The organism is Prochlorococcus marinus str. MIT 9313 (assembly GCF_000011485.1).
GTDB classification, from domain to species: Bacteria; Cyanobacteriota; Cyanobacteriia; order PCC-6307; family Cyanobiaceae; genus Prochlorococcus; species Prochlorococcus marinus_D.
In genome coordinates, this window is the sequence record NC_005071.1 from 1,703,772 (window position 1) to 1,728,845 (window position 25,074).

Annotated in this window: 24 protein-coding genes and 2 pseudogenes; 11 read left to right on the forward strand and 15 right to left on the reverse strand. The window is 51.7% G+C overall.

Features of this window, described 5'->3' with window-relative positions; all coding sequences use genetic code 11:
* Positions 1–5: 5 nt before the first annotated feature.
* The 3 genes from AKG35_RS08545 to sufB are packed head-to-tail and all read right to left on the reverse strand — an operon-like array spanning position 6 to position 3,536.
* Positions 6–1,256, reverse strand: a complete 1,251-nt coding sequence (locus tag AKG35_RS08545) for a SufB/SufD family protein (RefSeq protein ID WP_011130971.1) — start codon at positions 1,254–1,256, stop codon at positions 6–8.
* Positions 1,256–2,044 carry a Fe-S cluster assembly ATPase SufC gene (sufC, locus tag AKG35_RS08550; protein WP_011130972.1) on the reverse strand — a complete coding sequence of 263 codons (789 nt, stop codon included), beginning with the start codon at positions 2,042–2,044 and terminating at the stop codon, positions 1,256–1,258. The genes AKG35_RS08545 and sufC overlap by 1 nt, the downstream gene beginning before the upstream one ends.
* 49 nt (positions 2,045–2,093) lie before the next feature.
* Positions 2,094–3,536, reverse strand: a complete 1,443-nt coding sequence (gene sufB, locus AKG35_RS08555) for a Fe-S cluster assembly protein SufB (protein ID WP_011130973.1) — start codon at positions 3,534–3,536, stop codon at positions 2,094–2,096.
* A gap of 374 nt (positions 3,537–3,910) precedes the next feature.
* On the opposite strand from sufB, the gene sufR reads away from it, so the two are divergent.
* Entirely contained in the window at positions 3,911–4,558 is a 648-nt protein-coding gene (sufR, locus tag AKG35_RS08565) for an iron-sulfur cluster biosynthesis transcriptional regulator SufR (RefSeq protein WP_011130974.1), read from the forward strand.
* 67 nt (positions 4,559–4,625) lie between these two features.
* On the opposite strand, the gene AKG35_RS13010 is transcribed toward sufR, so the two are convergent.
* Positions 4,626–4,769, reverse strand: a complete 144-nt coding sequence (locus AKG35_RS13010) for a hypothetical protein (protein ID WP_157859870.1) — start codon at positions 4,767–4,769, stop codon at positions 4,626–4,628.
* 300 nt (positions 4,770–5,069) lie between these two features.
* Here AKG35_RS13010 and AKG35_RS08570 point away from each other — a divergent pair, with 300 nt between their 5' ends.
* From AKG35_RS08570 to AKG35_RS08575, 3 genes are all read left to right on the forward strand, one after another.
* A complete protein-coding gene (locus tag AKG35_RS08570; protein ID WP_011130975.1) occupies positions 5,070–6,167 on the forward strand; it encodes a DUF4912 domain-containing protein in 1,098 nt (365 codons plus the stop codon).
* 16 nt (positions 6,168–6,183) lie between these two features.
* On the forward strand, positions 6,184–6,360 hold the full coding sequence (locus AKG35_RS13340; protein WP_011824978.1) for a hypothetical protein: 177 nt from the start codon (positions 6,184–6,186) through the stop codon (positions 6,358–6,360).
* Positions 6,361–6,461: 101 nt separating this feature from the next.
* Positions 6,462–6,683, forward strand: coding sequence for a hypothetical protein (locus AKG35_RS08575; protein ID WP_041384614.1), 222 nt, complete (start codon positions 6,462–6,464; stop codon positions 6,681–6,683).
* Positions 6,684–6,750: 67 nt separating this feature from the next.
* On the opposite strand, the pseudogene AKG35_RS08580 reads toward AKG35_RS08575, so the two are convergent.
* A pseudogene (locus tag AKG35_RS08580) lies at positions 6,751–7,032 on the reverse strand (DNA-3-methyladenine glycosylase); the annotation flags it as partial.
* Between the two features lie 60 nt (positions 7,033–7,092).
* On the opposite strand from AKG35_RS08580, the gene AKG35_RS08585 reads away from it, so the two are divergent.
* Positions 7,093–7,371, forward strand: coding sequence for a Nif11-like leader peptide family natural product precursor (locus AKG35_RS08585; protein ID WP_080502882.1), 279 nt, complete (start codon positions 7,093–7,095; stop codon positions 7,369–7,371).
* A 231-nt stretch (positions 7,372–7,602) separates the two neighbouring features.
* Here the strand turns inward: AKG35_RS08585 and AKG35_RS08590 are convergent.
* Positions 7,603–8,088: pseudogene (locus tag AKG35_RS08590) on the reverse strand (hypothetical protein); the annotation flags it as partial.
* A gap of 124 nt (positions 8,089–8,212) precedes the next feature.
* Here AKG35_RS08590 and AKG35_RS08595 point away from each other — a divergent pair.
* Positions 8,213–8,620, forward strand: coding sequence for a hypothetical protein (locus AKG35_RS08595; protein WP_011130979.1), 408 nt, complete (start codon positions 8,213–8,215; stop codon positions 8,618–8,620).
* Between the two features lie 161 nt (positions 8,621–8,781).
* Here AKG35_RS08595 and AKG35_RS08600 read toward each other — a convergent pair whose 3' ends face one another.
* A complete protein-coding gene (locus tag AKG35_RS08600) occupies positions 8,782–9,156 on the reverse strand; it encodes a hypothetical protein (RefSeq protein WP_011130980.1) in 375 nt (124 codons plus the stop codon).
* A gap of 113 nt (positions 9,157–9,269) precedes the next feature.
* Here AKG35_RS08600 and AKG35_RS08605 point away from each other — a divergent pair, with 113 nt between their 5' ends.
* Positions 9,270–10,928 (forward strand): alpha-D-glucose phosphate-specific phosphoglucomutase, encoded by a 1,659-nt coding sequence (locus AKG35_RS08605; protein ID WP_041385190.1) that lies wholly within the window; start codon positions 9,270–9,272, stop codon positions 10,926–10,928.
* Between the two features lie 2 nt (positions 10,929–10,930).
* Here AKG35_RS08605 and AKG35_RS08610 read toward each other — a convergent pair whose 3' ends face one another.
* The 3 genes from AKG35_RS08610 to AKG35_RS08620 are packed head-to-tail and all read right to left on the reverse strand — an operon-like array spanning position 10,931 to position 15,794.
* Positions 10,931–11,215 (reverse strand): hypothetical protein, encoded by a 285-nt coding sequence (locus AKG35_RS08610; protein ID WP_041384615.1) that lies wholly within the window; start codon positions 11,213–11,215, stop codon positions 10,931–10,933.
* 4 nt (positions 11,216–11,219) lie between these two features.
* Positions 11,220–14,657: an efflux RND transporter permease subunit gene (locus AKG35_RS08615; protein WP_011130983.1), complete on the reverse strand. Its 3,438-nt coding sequence runs from the start codon at positions 14,655–14,657 to the stop codon at positions 11,220–11,222.
* Positions 14,658–14,666: 9 nt separating this feature from the next.
* Complete coding sequence (locus AKG35_RS08620; protein ID WP_011130984.1) at positions 14,667–15,794, reverse strand: efflux RND transporter periplasmic adaptor subunit; 1,128 nt, start codon at positions 15,792–15,794, stop codon at positions 14,667–14,669.
* A 51-nt stretch (positions 15,795–15,845) separates the two neighbouring features.
* Between AKG35_RS08620 and AKG35_RS08625 the strand changes: the two genes are divergently transcribed.
* The gene (locus AKG35_RS08625) at positions 15,846–18,053 is read left to right on the forward strand and encodes an AAA family ATPase (protein WP_011130985.1); all 2,208 of its coding nucleotides are present in this window, start codon (positions 15,846–15,848) and stop codon (positions 18,051–18,053) included.
* A gap of 83 nt (positions 18,054–18,136) precedes the next feature.
* On the opposite strand, the gene AKG35_RS08630 is transcribed toward AKG35_RS08625, so the two are convergent.
* The 3 genes from AKG35_RS08630 to AKG35_RS08640 form a co-directional block, all read right to left on the reverse strand.
* Positions 18,137–18,844, reverse strand: coding sequence for a hypothetical protein (locus tag AKG35_RS08630; protein ID WP_011130986.1), 708 nt, complete (start codon positions 18,842–18,844; stop codon positions 18,137–18,139).
* A 176-nt stretch (positions 18,845–19,020) separates the two neighbouring features.
* Positions 19,021–19,515, reverse strand: a complete 495-nt coding sequence (locus AKG35_RS08635; protein WP_236069584.1) for a thymidylate synthase — start codon at positions 19,513–19,515, stop codon at positions 19,021–19,023.
* Between the two features lie 29 nt (positions 19,516–19,544).
* On the reverse strand, positions 19,545–20,198 hold the full coding sequence (locus AKG35_RS08640) for a 4'-phosphopantetheinyl transferase family protein (protein ID WP_011130988.1): 654 nt from the start codon (positions 20,196–20,198) through the stop codon (positions 19,545–19,547).
* Positions 20,199–20,200: 2 nt separating this feature from the next.
* Between AKG35_RS08640 and bcp the strand changes: the two genes are divergently transcribed.
* A complete protein-coding gene (gene bcp, locus AKG35_RS08645) occupies positions 20,201–20,668 on the forward strand; it encodes a thioredoxin-dependent thiol peroxidase (RefSeq protein ID WP_011130989.1) in 468 nt (155 codons plus the stop codon).
* Here bcp and AKG35_RS08650 read toward each other — a convergent pair.
* Together AKG35_RS08650 and AKG35_RS08655 are read right to left on the reverse strand one after the other, a co-directional pair.
* Complete coding sequence (locus tag AKG35_RS08650; RefSeq protein ID WP_011130990.1) at positions 20,646–21,401, reverse strand: type III pantothenate kinase; 756 nt, start codon at positions 21,399–21,401, stop codon at positions 20,646–20,648. The two genes, bcp and AKG35_RS08650, sit on opposite strands and share 23 nt — an antisense overlap.
* Complete coding sequence (locus tag AKG35_RS08655) at positions 21,359–22,159, reverse strand: phosphoadenylyl-sulfate reductase (RefSeq protein ID WP_011130991.1); 801 nt, start codon at positions 22,157–22,159, stop codon at positions 21,359–21,361. Before AKG35_RS08655 ends, AKG35_RS08650 begins: the two co-directional genes overlap by 43 nt.
* A gap of 72 nt (positions 22,160–22,231) precedes the next feature.
* On the opposite strand from AKG35_RS08655, the gene AKG35_RS08660 reads away from it, so the two are divergent.
* Together AKG35_RS08660 and hflX are read left to right on the forward strand one after the other, a co-directional pair.
* Positions 22,232–23,401: an NAD(P)/FAD-dependent oxidoreductase gene (locus tag AKG35_RS08660; protein WP_011130992.1), complete on the forward strand. Its 1,170-nt coding sequence runs from the start codon at positions 22,232–22,234 to the stop codon at positions 23,399–23,401.
* Complete coding sequence (gene hflX / locus AKG35_RS08665) at positions 23,398–25,074, forward strand: GTPase HflX (protein WP_011130993.1); 1,677 nt, start codon at positions 23,398–23,400, stop codon at positions 25,072–25,074. Before AKG35_RS08660 ends, hflX begins: the two co-directional genes overlap by 4 nt.

Genomic DNA, 25,074 nt, shown 5'->3' on the forward strand with positions numbered 1-25,074 from the left:
TCGACTCAAACCCCATCCAACAATCGAGCCAAAGGCCGCCAGGCCTTTGCAGTAGATGGGAGCATGCAAATCACCTCATCACAAAACGCACGCAGTAAAAGCTGTGCGGCTTGATCAGGTGAAATTCCGCGACTTTGAAGATAAAAAAGTGCCTCCGGCTGAAGCCGACTCACTGTGGCCCCATGAGCGCATTTCACATCGTCAGCAACAATTTCCAACTCAGGCTTGGTGTCAATTCGGGCCCGATCTGAGAGCAACAAGCTACGACTTAGCTGCGCGGCATCGGTACGCTGCCCCTCACGAGGCACCTGCACCACCCCGTTAAAAACACTGCGGCCATGACCGGCTGCAACTACCTTGTGAAGTTGATCCAAGGTTCCTTCCGGGCCATTAAAACGCACACAGGAATGAGTATCAGCAAGCTGATTAGCCTGCACCAGTTGAAGGGCCCGCAATTGACTCTTGGCACCACCATTCAACTGAATCAATTGGGGCTCATGACGAATCACACCCCAACCTTGACAGACACTCACCAGGGAAACATCACTGCTTGGTTCCTGCTCAACAGCAAGATGAGCCAATAATGCAGCTTGAGGATGGCCGAAAGCTAGAAGGCCATGATGAAACTTGGCCTCACTTTGCAAGTGAGCTTCCACCAAAACGCTGGTGAGATTGGCACCTGAACTCAGCTGAACTTGTAGCAACTCAAGCTTGGCCTTTTCCTCAAGGAGCAAGAGCACCCGCACGGCAAAAACACCCCGATCGACGCCGGCATCACACACCAATTCAAGAGGGCTATCCACTATCCCGCGAACCCTCAAGCCAATGACTTGTGAAGCGATGGCCTGATTCAACGCCACAGGCCATTGGCCTTTGGATGTCGCCAGGTTCAAAGTGTGCCCGAGAGAATGCTTGAGTTCCGCATCGCTAAGCGGCGACAGGCCCTTCGGGAGAGTCACTCCAGCGAAAGGATCCTGCCCCGTCCCTAAGACCAGACGTGTCACCTGATCAGAAACACCAGGAGCCGATGGCTCACCTAGAGAGCAAATCTGTCGAGGCTCAAGTTCAGCGATGGGTGCAAGATCACAAAAACGCCATGCCTCCTGTCGACGATGAGGAGCAGAGAGGGTTTCAAGGTGATTGCGCGACTGAGCCTGGCAGGCAGCCATCGGACCTGATGGGGCTTCAAGACTGTGCAAGAGCCGCTCACACCAGTCATCGAGAGCTGAGGAGTTCTTGATGGGGGCTTCCACCATCAGGTCATCTCCAGTGCATCCAATTCACGATCCACCCATTCATAACCTCGTTGCTCCAACTCAAGTGCCAGCGCCTTGTCACCGGAGCGCACAATCCTCCCCGCGGCCATCACATGCACATAGTCGGGTTGGATGAGATCAAGTAGACGCTGATAATGAGTAATCAAGAGAGTGGCATTGTCAACATTTGCGAGTTGATTGACACCCCCAGCAACGATGCGCAAAGCATCGATATCCAAACCGGAATCAGTCTCATCGAGAATTGCTACAAGAGGTTCTAGTAACGCCATTTGCAAAATCTCATTGCGCTTCTTCTCTCCACCACTGAAGCCCTCATTCACCGAACGGTCTAGAAAAGCTGGGTCCATCTGCACCAAACCGAGACGCTCACGCACAAAGTCTTCGAACGCAAAGGTATCCAATTCCTCCATGCCTTGTTCTAGGCGACGGGCATTCGTGGATACCCGCAGGAACTCAAGATTACTCACTCCAGGAATCTCAACCGGGTACTGAAAACCGAGAAAGAGCCCAATTCGAGAGCGCTCATCTGGCTCAAGAGGGAGTAAATCCTCACCGCGATAAAGAACACTGCCCTCGGTGACTTTGTAAGCAGGATGCCCTGCCAAGACCTTAGACAAAGTGCTTTTACCGCTACCATTACGACCCATCAAGGCATGAATCTCGCCTGCACGGATGGTGAGATTTACTCCATTAAGAATAGGCTGATCATCAACGCAAGCAGACAAGTCGCGTATCTCTATCAGTACTGGAGCATCGAGAGAAATCACTATAAGAAACGAAAAGAATTAGGAGAGGGTAAGCCAACGCAGCAATTCATTATCCAACCGAACCCTCCAATTTAAGAGCCAATAGCTTATCAGCCTCAGCAGCAAACTCCATTGGCAACTGACTAAAAACATCTCGACAAAATCCACTAACAATCATCGAAATTGCAGCTTCAAAATCTATGCCCCGGCTCTGAAGATAAAAAAGCTGATCTTCTGAGATTCTGCAGGTACTGGCCTCGTGCTCAATACTGGCATCAGGCTGCTGACTGCGTATATAAGGATAGGTGTTGGCTCCAGCCTGGTCACCAATCAACATGGAATCGCACTGGCTGTAATTCTTCGCATTGACAGCCTTTGGACCCATCTGCACCAGACCGCGATAGCTGTTCGCCGAATGGCCTGCGCTGATGCCCTTGCTCACAATTGTAGAGCGAGTACGAGGCCCTAGATGGATCATTTTTGTGCCAGTATCTGCCTGCTGACGATGATTTGTGAGAGCAACCGAATAAAACTCACCTACGGAATCAGCACCTTGCAAGATGCAACTTGGATACTTCCAAGTAATCGCTGAGCCTGTTTCTACTTGTGACCAGCTAATTTTACTGCGCGCGCCACAGCAATGCCCCCGCTTGGTGACAAAGTTGTAAATACCTCCAACACCATTCTCATCACCAGCATACCAGTTTTGCACCGTGGAATACTTGATCGAAGCATCATCAAGTGCCACCAACTCCACAACAGCAGCATGGAGTGTATTGGTATCAAACATCGGAGCTGTACAACCCTCAAGATAGCTCACAGATGCCCCCTCTTCTGCAACAATCAAAGTCCGCTCAAATTGTCCAATATCGCCCGAATTAATACGAAAATAAGAAGATAATTCCATCGGGCATTCCACACCCCTAGGAATAAAAACAAAAGAGCCATCGCTGAACACAGCTGAGTTCAACGCTGCAAAATAATTATCATTCGAAGGCACAACTGTACCAAGGTATCTGCGAACCAATTCTGGATGCTCATTCACAGCATCAGTAATCGAACAAAAGACCACTCCATGCTCGGCAAGCTTTTCTTTATAGGTGGTTGCAATCGAAACGCTGTCAAATACTGCATCAACAGCCACATTTGACAAGCGCTTTTGTTCACTAAGTGGGATACCAAGCTTATCAAAAGTTTCCAACAAAGTCGGATCAACCTCTTCAAGGCTATTTTTTTTCTCCTTCTGTTTAGGGGCCGCGTAATAAACAATATCTTGATAATCTATCGGTGGATAACCAAGGCCTGCCCAATCAGGCGTCTGCAATTTAAGCCAGTGTCGATAGGCCCTGATCCGAAAATCAAGCAGGAATTGCGGCTCATTTTTCTTCTCCGAAATCAAGCGAACCACATCTTCATCAAGACCCTTAGGGATCTTTTCAGTTTCGATGTCAGTTACGAACCCATACTTATAAGGCTCTGAAACAAGCTGCCCAACGTGGCTTTGGCTGGTCATAATTGATAGCCGATCAGAAGGGAGTGAAGGTTTTGAAACCCTCTAGACAAAGGCCTTTGCTTGTGAAATATGGAGGACCGCATCTGGCATGACATCGAGAAGGAGGATGGGCCGATCAACGTAGGCACGAAGACATGAATAAACAAGAAGCCGTTGAAGGCTCTCAGAAGAAACGAAACCTATTGGTTTCGTTTCCAGAAGCCTAAGGCAAAAGGCCTTGAGGTGACTGGCCGCTTGGTGAAGCAATGTTCAAGACGCAACCAGATTGTGTCCATAGGATTGCGGCTTGAACCCTGCGTTGAACCTGATCTAAGGCAACCTATGCCGCCACCTTCTGTTTCTGCGTGGCATGGTTATAGGAGCACTGACTATCCATGACCACAGAGGCGCAGGCACCTACCCGCGAAGCAACCCTAACTCTGCTATTGCGGCAGGGTGAGAGGAGTGCGGCAAACCTGGCTGCTTCGTTGGGCATCTCAGTCCAAGCAATGCGACGCCATCTACGCAGCCTCGAAGACGATGGTCTGGTCGAGGCCAGCCCAACTCCCACAGGCCCAGGGCGTCCCTCGAACCTCTGGCAATTGACAGAGCAGGGACATCATCACTTCCCTGATGGCAGTGAGAATTTCGCCCTCGGCCTGATGGAGTCCATGAAAGCCGCCCTGTCTCCCGAGACATTTACGTCACTACTAAGTCAACAAGCACTCAAAAAAGCCAACCTCTACCGCCATCAGCTCGGCTCAGGGTCAATCCAGGATCGCCTTGAGAAACTGGTGGAATTACGTCGCCAAGAGGGCTATGAAACGGAATGGCAGCCAGCTCCAGATGGTGTTGGCTGGTTCATCAAAGACTTTCACTGTTCCCTGCAAAGAATTGCAGAGGAGCATCCATCGGTTTGCGAGCAGGAATTACTGCTCATGAGACAAACATTCCCCGACTGCTTGATTGATCGAGTGAACTGGCGTCTGGAATACGGCAATTGCTGCGGCTTCCAAATCAAGCCAACTCAAGGTCATGACTGATCAGGAGACGTAGTAGGTGCATCCTCTCAGCCTGGAAGTCCCTTGGGCAGATCCAAGCCAGGCTCAATCAAATCCGCGACAGCAAAAACCTGCAAGCTGGACCTTTGCCTTCCTGATCGAGGTTTAGACCACTGCCATCGGCAGTGCCCCAGGTCATATCTGCTACCAATCCCGTGGAGGCAGACCAGCGGAGTCCTTGCCCTGGATGCACTCACAAATACCTATGCATCTGATTAAGGGGGCGTTCCCGCCCCCTTAATCAGATGCATAGCAAAGATGCATTTAGCAGTGTGGAGCTCTGATCCATCCCAACTCGAGAACAAATCAACAGAAGCTTCCATTCACGGAGAAGAGGAAAGGCTGAGTTGTTGCTTTGTAGGTGCACTCAATTGAGCGTCACCTGCAGATCCCAGTGCGGTCAGTAGATGCTGACCACCAGAGCTCTAACCACCCGTAAACGACCAATTGCCCACAGAATGTGATCCCAAACAAAAACGGAGTGTTTTTAGACGTGACCCAAGCCTTATCTTCTATGGCACGTCTCACCATCCGTCAGCTCCGCCAAGTAGCCAGCGATTTGGGCGTAACCCTTTACAGCCGCAAGACCAAGGAACAATTGCTCAACGCTATTACTGTTCGTCAGGAAAAAGAAGAAAGCAAACGACTGGGGCTAGACGGTGAACTCAACTCCCCATCCAGACTCAAGTCCGATACTCGAGTGGTTTTCCTACCCCGAGATCCTCAATGGGCTTATGTCTTCTGGGAAATCTCCGAAACTGATCGCAAGCGAGCCCTATCGAAAGGGGCCAACCGGCTCTGCCTACGCTTAACCGACGTAACCGGCATCGATGACGACAAAGCACATCCCCACACACTCCAGGAAGTCTCTGTAGACAGCCACAGCAACGAATGGTACCTACCTGTTCCAATGCCTGATAGGGACTATCGAGTTGAACTCGGCTATCGCGTCGGTACTCTCTGGATGTCCCTGGCCTTTTCCTCTATAGCCAAAGTCCCAACACTCCACCCCAGCGAGCAAATCCTCGATCAGTTTGTTCCCTTCAGCCTTGAGGGCATCACAAGCAGTCCTGCACCCACCGCTACACAAGCACCAGAGCTAGAGGATGATCCCATTGGCGACTCAATCGATAGCGGGCTACACGAGCGGCTCTATCAGAGCGCCACACAACACTTCCGCAGCAGCAGGGTCGGTTCGGAAGTCTTCCAAGAACACAACGGCTTGGATAGCGATCAACGTGGTCTGAACGATTCAGGCATCGGCCTTTGGGCCAGTGGGCGTAATGAGTCCGGACTGGGTGGAGTACCACCACGCCCAAAAACCTTCTGGCTTATTGCCGACGCTGAGCTGATGATCTACGGCGCAACAGATCCTTCTGCCCGCCTAACCATCGGCGGCGAAGACATTCCTCTCTCCAATGATGGAACCTTCCGAATCCAAGTTCCCTTCCGCGACGGAGAGCAGGTGTATGCGATTGAGGCGACTGCGGCCGACGGTGAGCAGAAACGCAATATCACCTTGAACTTCCAACGGAGAACACCCACCGATAACACAAACCCAGAAGACCAGGCAGTCGCAGAATGGTTTTAAATGAGCTCCCCAGATCATGACGACGTTGCGTAGGTTTGTCGCCATCACTCCCCTCGCTGGGGCGATCATCCTCCCTCTCGTTGTACCCCTCAGCATGGCCCGTCTTGGTGTCGGTGCAGGAGTCCTCATGACGCTGATGGTGTCCACTATCTGGTTCGTCGCCATGCTGCGCACTGCAGAAATGCCCCATTAACAAACTGGGGCGAAGTCAAGGTGGAACCCTATTAGCGGCTGGTTGAGGTCAAAAGGTGTGCAAGCAAGCCTGGAAGTGGATGCTCCCTGTACTTCTAGGGTGTGCAGAGTTGCAGCAAAGTTGGATCTGTACAGGGCAATGCCCCTACGGAACTGCCCTTACCTGAAAGGATCCAGGTGGTTATCAACCATCGCGATGGTGCACGATACCGCAGTCTTCTTGATGATCACTGGCGCGGTGCGGAGCTGGGGATCACCACACGAATTCGCCACAAGCTGGAGCGGCAACTTGAAAAATGCGGAAGCGGGGTTGAAAGGAGTTGAGAGGAAGCGAATTAGCTGCGGTAGTGGGGCTGCCTCAATTAGTCAACAAGAGAGCGGAAGGGATGGCATACACATAAAACCGCGCAGGCTCTCCAAACAGGGTTTCGTTTTGCGGTGAGCGGTGCCGGTAGCCGTGGCAGGCAGGCTCATCCTGTGAATACGCCTCCGTTTCTACAATCACGCCCCAGAGCAAACGTCCATCTGCTTGGCGTTTGACCAAACGGCAGCCCACCAATTCAGGTCCCACCATCTCGGCAGGAAGGCAGAAGAAGGTCTTGGGTAGAGCGGGGAAATCCTTGGCGATGAGCTGGCTGGCTATGGGAGTGGCTGAAGCAACAACCTTCTTCAACCAAGGCTGACAATGCTGCTTGCAGAAGAGACAATTGAATTATCTATTCCCTTCTTTCAGATGTCAGAAGAGCAACTCAAAGCGTTCCTCGAAAAAGTCAAAGCAGACACCAGCCTGCAGGAGAAGCTGAAAGCAGCTGCTGATTCAGACGCAGTTCTTGTGATTGCGAAAGACGCTGGCTTTAGCATCTCTGCTGATGACTTGAAGAACGCTCAATCAGAGATTTCTGAAGAAGAGCTTGAAAGCGTCGCTGGCGGGGCCCAATCGGCTGGCGGCTGCGGAATTTGTGAGTGCGACAACAGGCAGTCAACATCATGTCATTATCCGAGTCATGGATAAAATAATTAATTAAATCGTAAGTTTACTCATCAAAGCCCCTGCCACCGCAGGGGCTTTTTACTTCTTCAATCTCGCCAATAAGCCAACAAATCAGCCTCCGATACCTGGCACCACTGACAACAAAATAGTCATAGCTTTCACCCATCTAGTCGCCTAATCCATCCACAAAAAATACAAGGCAGAGCAAACAAAGCCTCAGCTTTCTTTAGTCCTACATCTATTCATATCCCCTCAACGCAACTGCCAAATACTTCGCTCCCTATCACCATCACGGATGCCATTTGCCCTTCTAAATCTCACCGCAACTTGATGCCACTCCTCTGGAATTTGATTGAGCCGAACATCAAATGCAAATGGGAGTTGCTGTTGACCTGGTGAGACCCGTTTCTTCTTGCTTCTGTTGCTCCTAGCGCTCTGAAGCAATCGCTTCAGCATCCTTGAGCCCCAATGGCACTTAGCCCCTCCCTTGGAGTGATGGCGATACTTCTGGCAAAACCGCTCATATCGCCTGGAGCATCCCTTCAGGCTTGATGCCAGTTGCAGGAAACTGGGGTGCCATTCGCTGATGCCATCACACGCCAACCTGCCGTAGTGCCCGTAGTTGGAATAGGGATCATAGAAACCCTTTCGCACTCCAGCTGCTTTGGGATTGGCGTGGATGTAGCGCAAAGTATTCAGCACTCGTCTGTGGTCTTTGGTGGCAATCGCATTCGAATGGGCAGAAGATTTGGGAGCAAAAGATTAATTTATCTACAAATAATCTTGCAAGATCCAGACAACAACCCATGCACCGATCGGAAAGCCTGAGCCACAATCAACTCATCCAGGGCAGAATGCCCACATGAGCCCGATCAAAATCCATCCTGCCTTGGCCATACTCAGCCTGGTTGCCATGTCTGCACCTGCTGCACGCAGCGAGGTGGAATACATTCCGTTCCCAACCAGAGAGGAGCTGCGCAGCATCCAGCTTCAGGCCTATGCCTGCTCTCGAGACAATGATGCGGAAGCCTGCAGCACCACCCGAGAATTGATCGATCCTTTACTAGACCACCCCCGTTTGCCATCTTCTTGCAAGGATGTGGTCTGGGGTTTGCTTCAGGTGGTCAACAAAGTCCCTAAAAACAGCTTCCAACGCAGGGATGCTATCGATCAGCCCGCTAAACGACTCTCCATCATTTGCATCAATCCAGCAAAACAAACAGCACCTAAGCCTTCCCAACAAGGTGGTCTAGTCCCCCAACAAAGCTGAACCAGCAAGCAATTGATGTGGAGATCATCTTGATCACCTAGGCCCTCAATGAAATGCTGTTCTGCTGGCCTGTTTCAGGGTGTGTAAGAGCAACCTCAAATCCTGAACATCCAGGAAATGGCTCCCATTCATGACCCTGAAGTAATCAATAGGCTCAACAATCAAGGTTGGACAGAATCAGTGTCGAGTAAATCCAACAAGGTCTCTGCTGTCGTTGTCATCTGAGCAAGACTAAACTCTCCTTCTTGAGAGGAAACTTGAGCCGCCAATTTGCACAATGAGGACGACCGACCTGTTGCGCTGCAGCTCATGGTGAGATCGAGTAGGGCATTTGTTAGCTTACCGCGCAAGCAACTTTCACTGCCGGACCTCACAATCACAGCCTCAGCAGCTGTACGCGTGACCTGTTCGGCTTGCGGATAAGGGATCTGACGAATTCCTTTAAACGCCATCGACGGAGTTGTTAAAAACAGCATGGCACCAGCGAAAGCCAGCCCATAGGCTTGGCCGCCCATTCCCCAACAACTGAGCTGCACCTCAGATCCTCTCAATGATCTTTGCGAACACTAGCCGCGAGAACTGGAGGGGGCCAAAACAGGATCGATGATTGCGTTTGATTAGGTTCGATGAAGAACTGCCTTCGTCTCTGATGACCAGCTCGGCCCAGACGGGACCCACACAGCGCCAGGTACATCTGAACACACCCTTCAACGACCAAAAGCCAGGGACCTCCGGCCTACGCAAAAGCAGCAAGCAATTCGAACAAACCAATTACCTGGAGAGCTTCATTGAAGCAATCTTCCAAACCCTACCTGGCGTTGAGGGAGGGACTCTGATCTTGGGGGGGGATGGTCGCTACGGCAATCACCGCGCCATTGATGTGATCCTGCGTATGGGTGCTGCTCATGGCCTAAGCCGAGTGATCACCACCACAAATGGCATTCTCTCCACGCCGGCAGCATCCCATCTCATCCGTGCCAATAAGGCCATCGGAGGAATCATCCTTTCCGCGAGCCACAACCAAGGCGGTCCAGATGGCGACTTCGGCGTCAAAGTCAACGGTGCCAATGGTGGCCCAGCAGCCGAATCACTCACAAACGCGATCTACGCATGTAGCCAAGCTTTAGAGAAATACAGCCTTGTCGATGCAGACGTAATCCCACTTGAAACCCCCGGCCACCATGCCATCGGTGGCATGACCGTAGACGTGATCGACGGCGTTGAAGACTATGTAGAGCTGATGCAGAAGTTGTTCGACTTCGGGCGCATCAAGGACCTCATCAAAACCGACTTCCCAGTCGTGTTTGATGCCATGCATGCTGTCACTGGTCCCTATGCAAAACGGCTACTGGAAGGACTTCTCGGTGCCCCAACTGGCACTGTGCGCAACGGAGTCCCGCTTGAGGATTTTGGTGGAGGCCACCCAGATCCCAACCTCACCTACGCCGCTGAACTAGCAGACCTCCTCCTCAATGGCAAGGCCTACAGCTTCGGTGCCGCCTGCGATGGTGATGGCGACCGCAACATGATCCTGGGCAGAGGTTGCTTCGTTAACCCAAGTGACAGCCTTGCAATCCTGGCTGCTAATGCCAACGTTGCACCGGCCTATGCCGATGGGCTTGCTGGTGTGGCCCGCTCCATGCCCACTAGCGCCGCAGTGGATGTTGTAGCCAAACAACTCAATATCGACTGTTTTGAAACTCCCACCGGGTGGAAGTTTTTCGGCAACCTGCTTGATGCAGGTCGAATCACCCTCTGTGGTGAAGAAAGCTTCGGCACTGGCAGCAACCACGTGCGTGAGAAGGATGGACTATGGGCAGTGCTCTTCTGGCTACAGATCCTGGCAGAGCGACGCTGCAGCGTCGCTGATGTGATGACACAGCATTGGAGTCGTTTTGGACGCCATTACTACTCCCGTCACGACTACGAGGCGATTGCTAGTGAAAATGCTCATGGTCTTTACAACCGGTTGGAGAGCATGCTTCCTCGACTAATCGGTCAACCATTCGCCGGGCGCCAAGTGAGCCAGGCAGACAATTTTAGTTATAGCGATCCTGTGGATGGCTCAGAGACACAATCTCAGGGTCTACGCATCCTGCTGGAAGACGGCAGCAGAGTCGTGGTTCGACTCTCGGGCACCGGCACCAAAGGTGCCACATTGCGCGTTTATCTAGAATGCTACGAACCTAGTCATGGCAACTTAAATCAAGATCCCCAGCATGCTCTAGCCGATCTCATCAATGGCATCGATGCGCTTGCCGAAATTCAAAAGCGCACTGGGATGCAACGACCAACGGTGATCACTTGATCTCAGCGCAGCCACCACTCCCGTGGGCGGCGGTGATACTCCGCCTCGGTGCTGCTTTGTTGCAGCTGGCGCATGCTTTCAATGACCACTGCTCCAAGCGCTCCAGATAGCGTGACCATGATGAAAAAAAGGTTCAGCCTCTGACTGTTAATGTCTACAGGAGTGTTTGAGATCACCGTACGCAAAAAGAGGGCAACAAAACCTCCGAGCAAGAACCCCACCAGCAGCGCTATCAATACCCTTGTACCGCTGAAGGCCTTATTTCTTATTGAGCGAGAGCGGTTCATTGGTTTATCCCTGCCCAAAGGGGTCTCCCGAATTAAGTAAATTGGTGTTGCCTTGTTCCGTATCACTAAAGGTTCCTACAAGAGCTTTAACAGCGACGTAAAAGACAGGCACAACAAACAGCGAAAGGAAAGTAGCAACCAAAAGGCCACCGAATACAACCGTGCCAAGAGAAGCTTGGCTGCGGGCTCCTGCTCCGCTAGCCAAGACCAACGGCATAAAGCCAAAAAGAGACGAAATAGCAGTCATAATGATGGGCCTAAGTCTCGACTTGGCTGCCTGCCTTGCTGCTTCAAGGGCCGAAACTCCCTCAGCCATGCGTTGATTAGCCAAATCAACAATCAAGATCCCATTTTTAGCAGCTAGACCAATCAACATCACAAGGCCAACCTGTGCATAAATGTTGAGAACCTCTCCACGCAATGCCAGAAAAAACAAGGCTCCAAGCATTGCAGTAGGAACTGTCATTAAAATAATCAGAGGGTCTGTATAACTCTCGTATTGAGCTGCAAGCACGAGATAAACCACCAAAATTCCCAATGCAAAAATCACAACAGCTAGTGCACCAGCTTTTACTTCCTCTCGAGATATCCCTGTCCAATCAAATCCGAGGCTCTTAAGATTCTGAGCTGCAAAAAGCTCCTTCATACCATTAATTGCCTGCCCCGAGCTCTTACCAGCAGCAGGTGATCCTTCTATTTTTATCGATCTGTAAAGGTTAAAGTGAGAGATCACACTTGGCCCAACAGAAGGTTCAACTGTTAAAAATTCCGAGAGCTGAATCTGCTCACCCACCCGATTCTTAACGTAAATTGAAGATAGCTTTTCAGGTGCAGACCGACCCAATTCATCGGCCTGAACATAAACACGACGAACCTTACCTTCCTGGAAGGTATCATTAACATAGGCGCCTGCAAAATTAGCGCTAAACACACGCATTGCAGAGCTGAAGTCAACATCAAGAGAGGCCATAATGTCCCTATCGACCTCAACTCGTAGCTGCGGAGATTCAGGCGAGAATAAAGTCCTTACACTGCTCAACATTGGATTTGCTTTCGCCTGCTGAATAATTTGACCAGCTGAGGCAAAGAAGTTGTTTAAGCCATAAGCACCTCCACTCTTGTCAAGTAATTGGAACTCAAATCCACTGCCAATGCCGTATCCAGGAATCGCAGGTGGCTCTACAACAAAAATCCTCGCGCCATCAATAGCCCCAAAGAACTTCTGGTTGAGCCGTCCAACAATTGCATCGGCGGATTGATCACGATTTTTCCTCTCATCCCAATTACGCATCCCAATAAAAAATAATCCTTTATTAGGGCTATTGCCATCAAAACTTGCTCCACTAAAAATTGCTGCTGAAGTGATATCGGATTCGCTGCGCAATATCTCAGCAACTTGCTGATTAATCTTCTCGGTGACCTGAGTCGACACGCCTTCTGGGGCCTGCAACACGCCGATGGCATAGCCCTGATCTTCAATAGGAACAAATCCACTTGGAATCGCAGTAAAAGCAACACCGGTCAGCAGAACCCCTACCGCAAGAATTCCCATCACAAGAGAACGGCGGCCAAGAACCCACTCGAGCAGATCGGCATAGCGCAGCTCAAAGACGGAATAAATGCGATTGAAATGACTAAAAATCCATGGTGTATACCAACCCAAGGTCAAGCCAAGCCCAGCGAATAAAACGACTGGCAAGGGACTTGAAACTCCTGCGATGAAAAGACCAATCACAGCCCCTGCAACAGAGAATGGCAGCCTCAACGAACGGCCAGTCAAGCGAGACAGCACAAAGCCAAGAATTGCAGCCATTGCTGTAAGGATCAAGGCCAGCGCCGCACCACCGCCAACAACTAATAGTCCGTATATAAACCCAATGACTGCACCAGAAATTGCATATGCATTGCGGCCCGGAGCTGTGCCTTCCCGGCCCAAAAGCAAGGCAGAAAGCATGGGGGAAAAAGTTAAAGCATTAAAGGTAGAAATCGCGATAGCGAAAATAATCGTTGCTGCAAACTGCTTGTAGATCGAACCCGTAGCGCCAGGAAAAAATAACACTGGCAAAAATACTGAGAAAAGAACCAAGGATGTAGCAATAACTGCAGAGAAAAGCTCATCCATTGTTGACTTCGCAGCTTCCAAAGCAGTCATCCCTAATGACTGCTTGGTTGAGGTATCTTCAATCACTGTGATTGCATCATCAACCACTAACCCTGTAGCGAGAACCAATCCAAATAAAGTAAGCTGGTTGAGCGAGAAGCCAAACCATAAAACCAGAGAGAATGTGCCTAGAAGTGCAACAGGGATGGCAATACCAGGCACCAAAGTAGCTTTCCAATTCTGTAAAAATACAAACAGAATAAGAACCACCAAAATGATCGCATCTCTAAGTGAATTGGTCACTCCATTAATTGATGCATTAATAAAGTCTGTATTATCATAGATTTTTTCAATCTTCATGCCGACAGGCATTTTGGCGGTAAATTCTTCGAGAACATCTTTGACTCCATTGGATACCTCTAGAGCATTACTGCCACTCAATTGATAAACAGCCATACTCACAGAAGGTACTCCCTGCAAATCTGTAGCGCTGTTGGAATAGCTTTCACCACCAAGCACAACATGACCGACATCGCTGAACCTCACTAATCCGCCATCCTCTGTAGTCCTAACGACCATATTTTCAAAGTCTCCAATGCTCACAAGGCGGCCATTTAATTGCACAGGAAAAGTAAATATCTGGCCTTCTGCAGATGGTTCACCTCCTACATTCCCAGCAGGAACCAAACGGTTCTGGCTTTCAATCGCCCCCATTACATCCGCTGAAGTCAGGCCAAAAACCTCAAGCTTTTCATTGTCCAGCCAAAGCCTAAAAGCAACCTTACGGTTACCAAAGTAGGTCACTTCACCGACTCCCTTAACCCGCTTAACTTCGTCCGTTAGGCCCAGATCTAGCAGCCCACTAATCGTTTCTACACTATATTCAATATTGCTTGGATCTTCGCTAACAAAATTATAAAGAAGCAAGATGGAATTGGAAGCCTTGTTAACACTCACCCCTGCCTTGCGCACTGCTTCCGGCAACTGTGGCTCTGCCAGCGCAACCCTGTTCTGAACATTAACTTGATTAATGTCGCTATTACTACCACTTTCGAACGCAACAGCAATCGAGCTAACCCCATCAGCCGAGCTTGAGGAAGTTAAATAGTCCATATTCTCCACACCATTAATCTGCTGCTCCAGCACACTGGTCACACCCTGTTCAACCGATTCAGCATCGGCACCGGTGTAAATTGAATTTACTTTTACTGTTGGCGGAGCTATATCCGGAAGCATTTCAACTGGCAAAATAGGGATCGATATCAGTCCCGCAATGACAATCAACAAACTGCAAACAGTTGCTAAAACAGGTCGAGTAATAAAGCTATTTGATGCTGACATCTATTCGCCTCAATTTTTAACAGAAATAGGCATACCATGTCTCAACTTCAAAAGATTTGTTGTGATCACCTGCTCGCCAAGCTTGAGCCCTTTTGTAACTGCATAGCGCTGCTTCTGTAATTTTCCCAACGTCACAGGGGTCTGCAAAGCAAAACGTGTGGAGGGGGGTAACTTACGAAGTTTATCAAGAGAAATATTGCCAGAAAAATCTTCAAGCTCTTGGAAACTTCCCACTCGATAAACAAAGCTCTGGCCGGAAGTTTGTGTTACCGCAGCAAACGGAACAGACAACTCCTCTCTAGTATCCAATTGAACCCGCGTTCGCAAGCGCTGGCCATTTCGCAGCGATCCATTAGCATTCTCAAAGGCTGCCTTCACTAGTAAGCCCTGGGTAGTTCTATTTACAGTCGGGCCCACAGAATTAATTTCACCAGTCGCCATCACATCTGACGATCCAGTCTTGTTGAGAAAGACAGGCAAGCCAATCTTGATCCGATCAGAGAATGTGGCAGGCACCTCAACTCGAGCAAAAAGCCTGTTATTTCTGATCAATTTAGTGAATGGATCACCAGAACGGATAACATCTCCAACCTTGACATCAACATCAGCCACAATCCCTGAAATTGGAGAACGCAAATTGCTATATGCAAGCGTTGCTTCTGTGGCTTTTACCTTTTCTCGAGAGGCGATGTACTGGGCCTTGTATTCATCTCGATCCAATGCCGAAGCAGCTCCTTGAGGGACCAAAAATTCATATCGCTGCCAATTGAGTTTGTTCTTCTGCTCCTGAGCTTTGAAATCTGCCAATTCCGCACGGATCTGAGCTTGATCGAGCACAACCAACATCTGACCAGGCTGAACCTGATCACCCTGATCAATCTTTAACTCAATAATTCGACCAGAAGCTTGTGCAGCAAGATGCACCTCCTCCTTAGCCTCCAAGGTGCTCACCGTATCGATATCGTCCGTGAATTGAGCCGTCGTTACAGGAGTCTGGCTGACGGTAATCGGCGAGAAAGGTATTTTCGCCTTACCACAGGCGCAAAGTAACAACACCGTAAAAACGACAAGAGCGCGCTGCTGATTCGGCACTAACGACTTGTTCAACAGCCTGATTATGGAAAGTTTCCAGCTCACAACAACAAGTCACCCCCTAGCGCAAGAATTGTCTACCAGTGCCAGAGCTCATTGGATCAAAATCTGTTCACATATCAGGGAGATCAGGAGCTAAAGCGCCATGCACCACTAGCTGATCGCCTGCGCCCTAGAACCCTGGAGGAATTTGTTGGCCAGGGTTCGATCCTGGCGGAAGGACGTCTCCTACGCCGAGCCATTGCTGCCGATCGTGTAGGCAACTTGCTGCTACATGGTCCTCCAGGTGTTGGTAAAACCACCCTGGCCAGGATTATCGCTGGCCACACCCGTGCCAACTTCAGCAGCCTCAATGCTGTTCTGGCAGGGGTTAAAGAACTTCGCCAAGAAGTAGATGCAGCCAAGCAGCGACTAGAGCGACATGGCTTACGCACCATTCTGTTCATCGACGAAGTACACCGCTTTAACAGTGCCCAACAAGATGCCCTGCTGCCCTGGGTAGAGAACGGCACCGTGACACTGATCGGTGCCACCACGGAAAACCCCTATTTCGAAGTCAACAAAGCGCTGGTAAGCCGCTCCCGGCTGTTCCGACTACAGGCCCTCGAGAATGCAGATCTTCATCGCCTCCTGAAACACGCTCTTCAAGATTGCGAGCGGGGCTATGGCGATCGTCAGGTGATGCTCAGCACAGCAGCTGCAAACCATCTCGTCAATGTCGCCAACGGCGATGCTCGCAGTCTGCTCAATGCTCTCGAACTCGCTGTGGAGAGCAGCCGTCCCAATGAACAGGGCTCAATCCATATCAACCTTGCCATCGCTGAAGAATCAATTCAGGAGCGGGCAGTTCTCTACGACAAGCATGGGGATGCCCATTTCGACACCATTAGTGCCTTCATCAAATCCCTACGAGGCTCAGATGCCGATGCAGCTCTGTTCTGGCTAGCGCGCATGGTGGAGGCTGGTGAAAACCCACGCTTCATCTTCAGACGCATGCTCATTGCCGCTGGAGAGGACATTGGCCTCGCTGATCCCCAGGCGATCGTGGTTGTAGAAGCCTGTGCTGCAGCCTTCGAGCGAATCGGCCTACCGGAGGGTCTCTACCCCCTGGCACAAGCCACCCTTTACTTGGCCTGCGCCGAAAAAAGCAACAGTGTGCTGGGTTTCTTCGAAGCCCTACGCACGGTGCGGGAGGCCCAGCATCAAGACGTCCCCAGCCATCTCCGCGATTCCCATCGTGACGGAGCAGCATTTGGAGATGGTGTCGGCTACCGCTACCCCCATGCTTTTGCGGAACACTGGGTTTCACAGCAATACCTACCCACCTCCCTGCAAGGAGAAGTCTTCTGGCAACCGAGCCAAACAGGCTGGGAAGGGCACCGGCGCCTGCTCATGCTGGAACGAAGGGCAGCACAGCTCGCCGCAGCAAGCGAATCAGCTCAGGAGAACCCATTGCTCGTTAGCAGTGGTCCAGAAACCCCTGAACTAGAGAGATGGGTGCAACGCCAGCTCCGCCAAGATGGAGAACGCCTAAACCACCTGCGCGAACGCCTCTGGTCTGGAGTGACTTGCCAACGCCACCATCGAGTTCTGATGATCGGCGGACGCTCCTTGCTCTGGGCACTCGATCCGCTTCAAGCAGTGCCTGAAGGCGGTGTCACAATCCTCTGCGCAACAGCGCAGGATCAGGCGCGCCTAATAGCTCAGCTCGATCTGCTCGACCCAATCATCCGCCCTGAACTGATCGATGGAGGCAGCGATGCACTCCAAGACTTACCAGCAGAACATCAGTTCGAATGGATTGGGGGACGTCTCTCCAGCCAAGACATTGCAGGAACAGAACAGAAGAAACTTTGGAGTCTGATCAGCCAGCGATGCACCAATGAAACCGGTCTAAGGCTCCTGATCAGCCATGCAGACATCGGGCCGGCCGAGGCCCTAATGCAATTACTAGAGAGCAAAGGAGCCAATCCCGCGGAGAGAAACCTGCTAGCACCACTCATCACTCGCGAAAAGATCTGGCTTGAAAGCCAGCGCCTCGATTCCCTCCTTGCACAAAACCTTAAGGAGTGCGGCTGGCAGCTGACCTGGGAGAGATGGGAGGAACTCCTGACATTGCAGGTGGATGAGGGCCTTGAGCATCGCTGGCTCAGCGAAGGGCGACCCTACCGAGACCTAGTAGCGACCAATGCATCGTTAGAGGTTCTGGAAAACCTAAAGCTCATACTCAAGCGCACGCGAGGACAACAACTACCCCAACGCCTGATCCATCAACGCATCATCGGCAGCCGCAGACTCCACTAACACTGCCAAGCCATCGGGAAGACCAACAGCAATAAAAAAAGCCCCGGCGATGCCAGGGCTTGAGAGTTGTGATCAAAAACGGATCACCAAAGACCACGAATGGGAGACGAGCTGTAGGACGACAAATCGTTAGAAGAAGTCTGACCTGTTGTCTTGCCGCCATAAATCCATCTGGGAGCAAGCTGATTGGCCTGCACACAAGCAGGAAGAAATACGTACCAAGACAACAGTGAGGTGCACTGAGCGTCGCCCTGGCACTTGCCATCTGCACAAACATTCTGGCTGCCGTCATAAGTGCTACAGGTGTCGGCAAGACGGAAAGCAACAGGCAGGTTTGCCATAATCCCCTGTGAAGAGATGCTGCCATCAGCAGAATCAGCAATGATGGCTGCACGAAGGCCCTGCACAGCCGTATCGGTCATTTTCCAGTAAGGGAAGTAGCTCTTGGTCTGATTCTTAAGGAAGACAACCCCATCATCTGAGTAGAGGAAACGAGTCACGTCAATCACGTCGACGTCATAAGTTTTGGTCATGCCCTGCTGAATTTCATCAGCAGACCAACCTGAACGGTCAATTCCTTGATCAAGAGCCCGATCAAGATTAGTCTCACCAGTGCTTAAGAAAGTTTCAAAGTCGTTGGAGGACGTGGTCCAAACAGCACCACCGGAATTCCAGCGAACGGGTGAATTGGTACCTGCCTGCGCAGGGATGGCTAGGACCGACAAAGAAGTAGCGGCAAGCAAGCCGGCAGCAAGACGATTGAACACGGACGATTGAGAATAAGTATCCAATTTAAACTAGCTGCTCAAGATCGATTCGCCAACACATCGTGTTGCCCTTTCTCAAAATCAAACTTTTGGCAGCACTTCAGGCCGTAATCAAACTGGTCTTGCACCAAGGCTGAAAGATCGCGAATCTCATCGTGCCCCAATAATCAAGAGGCCTAATCAAGTTGATGTCGCAATATTCAAATGTTTTTTAAAGGCAAAAATGCACTCCATCCATCTGGGCATCGACCCAAAAAGGGTTGCTTCAATCTGGAAACATTGCCTCTGCAATGAAGTCTCTCGAGCCTAGTCCCGCTGCTGTCACGACGAACAATGGATAAATAGGCTTCCTCACCATGTTGAGGAGCCAGCCACAACATGGTGAGGTTTTTTGATCGTTGCACATGTGCGATGAGAGGTTCTCCGACAGTCAGGCCCAGCTCATCCAACGACGAGGCAAACTCACCCCAATAGAAACGTGTCATCTGAGCTCGGGTGAAAGACAACAACAACGCTTCGGCCTCGCTGCGCAGGTTGAGAGTGGCCTCCCGTTCCGCTAAACGAGACGTCACATCTTCACCACTCGACCAAGTTCCAGAAACCATGAGCGCCTGCTCCTGATGCATCCCCAACAAACCCATCACTGCCAAAAGGGCTGCGGCTACAAGCGATGGGGCTTTCTGTGAGCTCAGCATGCCGAGCATGAGCGTCTCAACAATGACCCTCAAACTAAGCAGAGCATTGGTGCATTAGACATCGCACTGAAATCACTCACCACCGCCATGCTCCAAAGATTGTGATGAATTCGATGCACATCGACCTGATGCCCCAATACCTCATGAACAGCAAACACAGAGTCGACCCCACAACGCCAATGAATCAGATCCGCCGCCAGGCTGCCCCGCTGCCATTTAATCGCTGCTTCTTTACTTAGCCATTGCTCAAGCACGGCATCCCGCAAAGCTGCACCCCTCAAATGGCAGAGAGCTGACTGATCGTCAGCACAGAAATAACGACGTGCAAGCAACTCAGCAGCAATAGGACGGTCACTACGCTCCAAATCCACCCCGACCCGTTGCGGCGACCAACCCACCAGCAATGCATCTTGGCAGTGACTGAAGCTGATGTATCCCCAGCCATTTGCCAGCTCTGGAGGCTTGCCTGGAGGTGCCTGCAATGGAATCTCAAGTGCAGACACTTGCCACAGGTCAGCGAGGGCATCACGTACATAGCCACGAGACTGTCTGAACTGCCTTGATCTCCGCGCAGACAATCGCCCAGCCCATTGCTCCTCCTCCGGACTGATAGGCATCAAAGGGGCCTGCATCGGAAATAACCACAACGCCAGTACGCTTCGGCTATTGAGTGGAAGCGGCATCAATGACCCTGAAGATTGGTGATCCAGCACCTGATTTCAATCTCCCCAATCAGGACGGCACCCTCGTTCAGCTGGCATCACTAAGAGGTCAACGAGTTGTGATCTACTTCTATCCGAAGGACGACACCCCTGGGTGCACGAAGGAAGCCTGCAATTTCCGCGACCAATGGGAACGCTTCGAGGCCAATGACATCAAGGTGCTTGGTATCAGCAAAGACGGTGCTACATCCCACACCAAATTCATCAAAAAGTATCAGATTCCTTTCACCCTTCTTAGCGACGCGGAACCCTGCCCAGTGGCCAGCTCCTACGAAAGCTATGGGCTCAAAAAATTTATGGGACGCGAATACATGGGCATGATGCGCCATAGCTTTGTCGTAGATCCAAAGGGCAATCTGGAACTGATTTATCTAAAGGTGAAAGCCGCAACGATGGCCGATCAAATCCTCAAAGACTTGGGGCTCGACTAATCCGATCGTGCACGTCAACCATCCCCTCCAAGACAAGATTCGGATGATGCACCACATCAAGACCCCTCTGACTGAGTGCTTCCTGAAGAACCGAGGCATCACCTCCACATAACCAAAGCGGTAGTGCAGCCTCACGCTGAGCCTCTAGAAGAGTGCCAAGCAGTGCCTGGAGGCTGCCCCGACGCATGGCCTCGGCCGTGGCGAAAGGAAATGGTTCAGCACTAACTGAGCCAATGCCTGGATCAATCAGACCTTGGGTCCCCTGCTCCATGGCACGTAGCTGCAGACGTAAACCCGGCACCAACTGTCCACCAGCGAAATCACCAGCGGCCGTCACTCGCGTCAAGCTCAACACTGTGCCTGCATCGGCCACAAGCAGGCCTGAAGACGACATCCCGCTGGTGTGAGCTCTTCTCAACGCACCCCAGGCCGCCAAAGCTCGATCAATGCCGAGCCATACAGGCATTCGGGTTAAGGGCACATCCCCCAACCCCAAGCGCCGGTTCGGATCCAAGGCAACTCCCGCAGGGATCGGACCAACAGCAGCCCATGCCAAAAGAGGAGCCTCAAGCGTTTGAAGCTTGAGCGGATTGGGAACGCTATGGCAAAACTGCCATTCATCAGCCTGATACTCGGCCCAATGCCAGCGACTGTTGCCAATCAAGAGGCAATGCCTAACAACCTCCACCTTTAGATGCCTTCGCCCAACACACCTGGGAGGTGAAGGCCGCATTCCTGCTTAAGACCTCCAAAGCGTGTCTCCCGTCCAGAAGCCCCCCCCCCATCGGGAGCACTGGAATGCCAATCGCCGACCGTGGAGTAACCCTTTTCAAACAGAGGATGCTGCGGCAACTGATGCTCCTGCATGTAATAGAAAACCTCCTTGGGAGTCCAGTCGAGTAAAGGCCTCAATGAAAGGCGATCACGAATCAGGTCCAAAAAAGCCATTGAGCGCCGATAGTCGGTCTGATCACTGCGCACCCCACTGGCCCAGCAATGCACACGGAGATCATCCAGAGCCTGCTCGAGGGGCTCCACCTTGCGAATACGGTGATATGTCTCCAGATCCTTCACCGAACCTGTCTCCCAGAGCCGGCCATAGATAGCCTCCATCCGAGCGGGAGACATTGTGCTTTGAACCACCTTTAAATCCAACCCAAGCTGACGCGTGAGCTGATCCGCATAGAAATAGGTCTCTGCTGGTAGATAGCCCGTATCCACCCAGACCACAGGGACCACCGAACCACCATCAAGACCATGGAGCATGTGCAGCAGAACAGCTGATTGAATGCCGAAGCTCGTTGTCAGAACAAAGCCTTGACCAAACTGTTTCAGTGCCCACTCAAGACGCTTCTGGGCAGAAAGATTGGCAAGGTGTATCCGTGCATCCTCCAGAGGCATCTCGAGAGTCGAGGCAACCTGCACACTCGGAGATTGGCCTGCCGCAGTAGACGTGGCAGTGGAAACCGTATCAATGGAGCCATCAGTCATCTCCCCATTCTCCAATGTCGCCGTTCACAACAGAGTGTTTAAGGTTCGAGAACCATCCCAGGCTCATCGCGCATGATCCCCAACCCGTCAAACGCCAATGCCGTGGTGGTTGTCGGAGGCGGATTTGCAGGGCTAACTACCGCGCTCGCTCTCAGCCACTGCCAACCTCGCCCCCCCATTGTGTTGATTGAACCGCGCCAGCGGTTCGTCTTTCTCCCCTTGCTTTACGAACTCTTGAGTGGAGAGCTTCAGGCTTGGGAAGTCGCACCTCCTTATCACTCTCTACTCAGTCAACGCGGTATTGCCCTTCTCGAAGACCGGGTTGACAGCATCGACACCAAAGCAAAAACGGTAACCACCAGCTCAGGGCTCAAGCTCAACTACGCACAACTAGTACTCAGCACTGGCTCAACTCCAACAGATTTCGACATTCCCGGGGTCCGTAAACACGCCCTGATGTTTCACCATCTAAACGACGTTGACGTGCTGCGACAACGAATTAAAGAACTTCAATTGCGTAGAAATCCTCGTCAGGACCTTGTGATTGTTGGAGCGGGGCCAACTGGCGTGGAACTGGCCTGCAAGCTGGCAGATCTCCTTGAAGGTGCTGCTCAACTCCACCTCATTGAGCTTGGCGAAAGGGTTCTGCCCAGTGCGAAAGCCTTCAACCAAGAACAAGCCGAGCGAGCCCTCAGCGAACGTGGTGTTCACGTTCATTTGCTCACGCAAGTTCGAGCCATCTCAACAGACCAGGTTGAACTCCTAAGCAAACAAAAAGAACCTGCCATAAGTTCAGCAATAACTCACAGTGGTCTTGTTTGGACAGCCGGCACAAGACCAGTCATACCAGCACTCAGCCCCGACTTTGTCCTTACCGAAGCAAGACTGCCTATCGATTCGTGCCTACAAGTGATCGGACTCAGTGATGTGCTTGGCCTTGGCGATGCCACTTACAACAAAGATCACTCCTGGCCGCCCACAGCCCAGGTCGCACTTCAACAAGGGGAGCTCGCGGCTCGAAACGTGATGGCACTACGAACAAGCAGTCCTCTCCAACCTTTTGAATTTAAGGATTTTGGCGAAATGCTCAGCCTGGGAGTAGGAGAAGCCTCCATCACCGGCATGGGTTTCACACTCGCAGGTCCTCTGGCTTTCCAAATTCGCCGGGGTGCCTATCTAACAAAACTACCTGGATTGTCTCTAGGCCTGCGCTCAGGCGGGGCCTGGCTGCTCGGACATTGAAACAAGCCCACCTCGCTGGCCGCACCAAGGGACTACGCCCTTCACAACAAAGACAATTAGAACGCCTCAGCCACCGCCGGCATCCCGAAAGGGAAGGCGCCGATCAGCTAACTCTAGAACGGCTAGCTGAAAAGGTGATTGAGCTATGCCAACCACTCCATTTAGTGCTGGATAGCCGTGGATTGTGCCGCCTTCTTTGGGTCGGTCCTCTCGATGGATCCGGCCAACTTCTCGCCCATCTTCCTGAATCACCCCGTCGCAAGAGCGCTGGATGGCGCTTAATCAGCTGCTCTCTAACGCTTCAGCGAAACAACCTCAGGCCAGAACAACATGATGCAATCGTGGCACTCGATCTAGCACCGAACTCCTGGCTACGTTTTGCCCCCACATCAGATCGAGGAGGTCGCAGGATTGCGGCCCTCTGGCAACCAGATCCAAAGGAGATCTCGGGATGGAGCTTGATCGAAGCCAACGGACTAAGCGAGCTCTGCCAACACAGCCAAGGATCAACCGTCAAGCCAGAAGTCACCCCCCTACCGTCAAAGGACAGTAGGGAACGGGTCCTACTACTGACCCTTACGGGACCAGAGCAAAGCCGCAGCGAACGCGACCTTGCTGAGCTCGAGGGGTTGGTACGCAGTGCAGGGGGGCATCCTGTAGCAGTTGTGCGACAAAAGCAGGGGGCGCCTAATCCTCAGACCCTCTGGGGCAAGGGGAAACTACAAGAGACCGCCTTGGAAGTTCGGCGTCATAGCGCTTCTCTAGTGATCACAGACCGTGAGCTCAATCCTGTTCAAGTCAGGAATCTGGAGCGCTATCTCGACTGCCCTGTCATGGATCGCAGTGAATTAATCCTAGACATCTTTGCCCAGCGCGCCTCTAGTGCAGCAGGCCGCCTTCAAGTGGAACTAGCCCAACTTCGCTATCGCATGCCAAGGCTAATGGGGCGAGGTCGCAGCCTATCCCGTCAGGGAGGTGGCATCGGCACACGCGGGCCCGGCGAGACCCAACTCGAGAAAGACCGGCGTGCGATTACACGACGCATCGAGCACTTGTTACGTGAGGTACGGCAACTGCAAAACCATCGCGCCCGACTACGAAACCGCAGGGAAGGTCTACCAAGGGTTGCACTCGTGGGTTATACCAATGCGGGGAAATCATCCCTACTCAATGCTCTCTGCAGTCGAAACGAGCACAACAAAGTGCTGGCAGAGAACAAACTGTTTGCAACCTTGGATCCAACCACCCGACGATTGTTGATTCCTCAGACAGGTGGAAAACCCCTTGAGCTTCTTATCACAGACACTGTGGGCTTCATCCGTGAACTGCCAGCGCCATTAGTGGAAGCCTTTCGGGCCACTCTGGAGGAAACTCTTGAAGCCGATCTCCTCCTAGTGGTTGTGGACTTGTCAGACACAGACTGGCAAGCCCAACTGGACACAGTGCATCAGTTGCTTAATTCCCTTGGCTCAGAATCAATCCGGCAGGTGATAGCCAATCAAATTGATCGCTGTGATAGCAGTGCACTTGAGACAATCCGCAGCATCGACCCGAAGGTGATTTATCTCTCCGCGGCCTCAGGTGCCGGGCTGCAAGGACTCAAACACTGGCTGAAGGACCAATTCTGGGGTCACAGAGCAGAATCGGCCCCTCTGCATTCTGTAAATACCTAA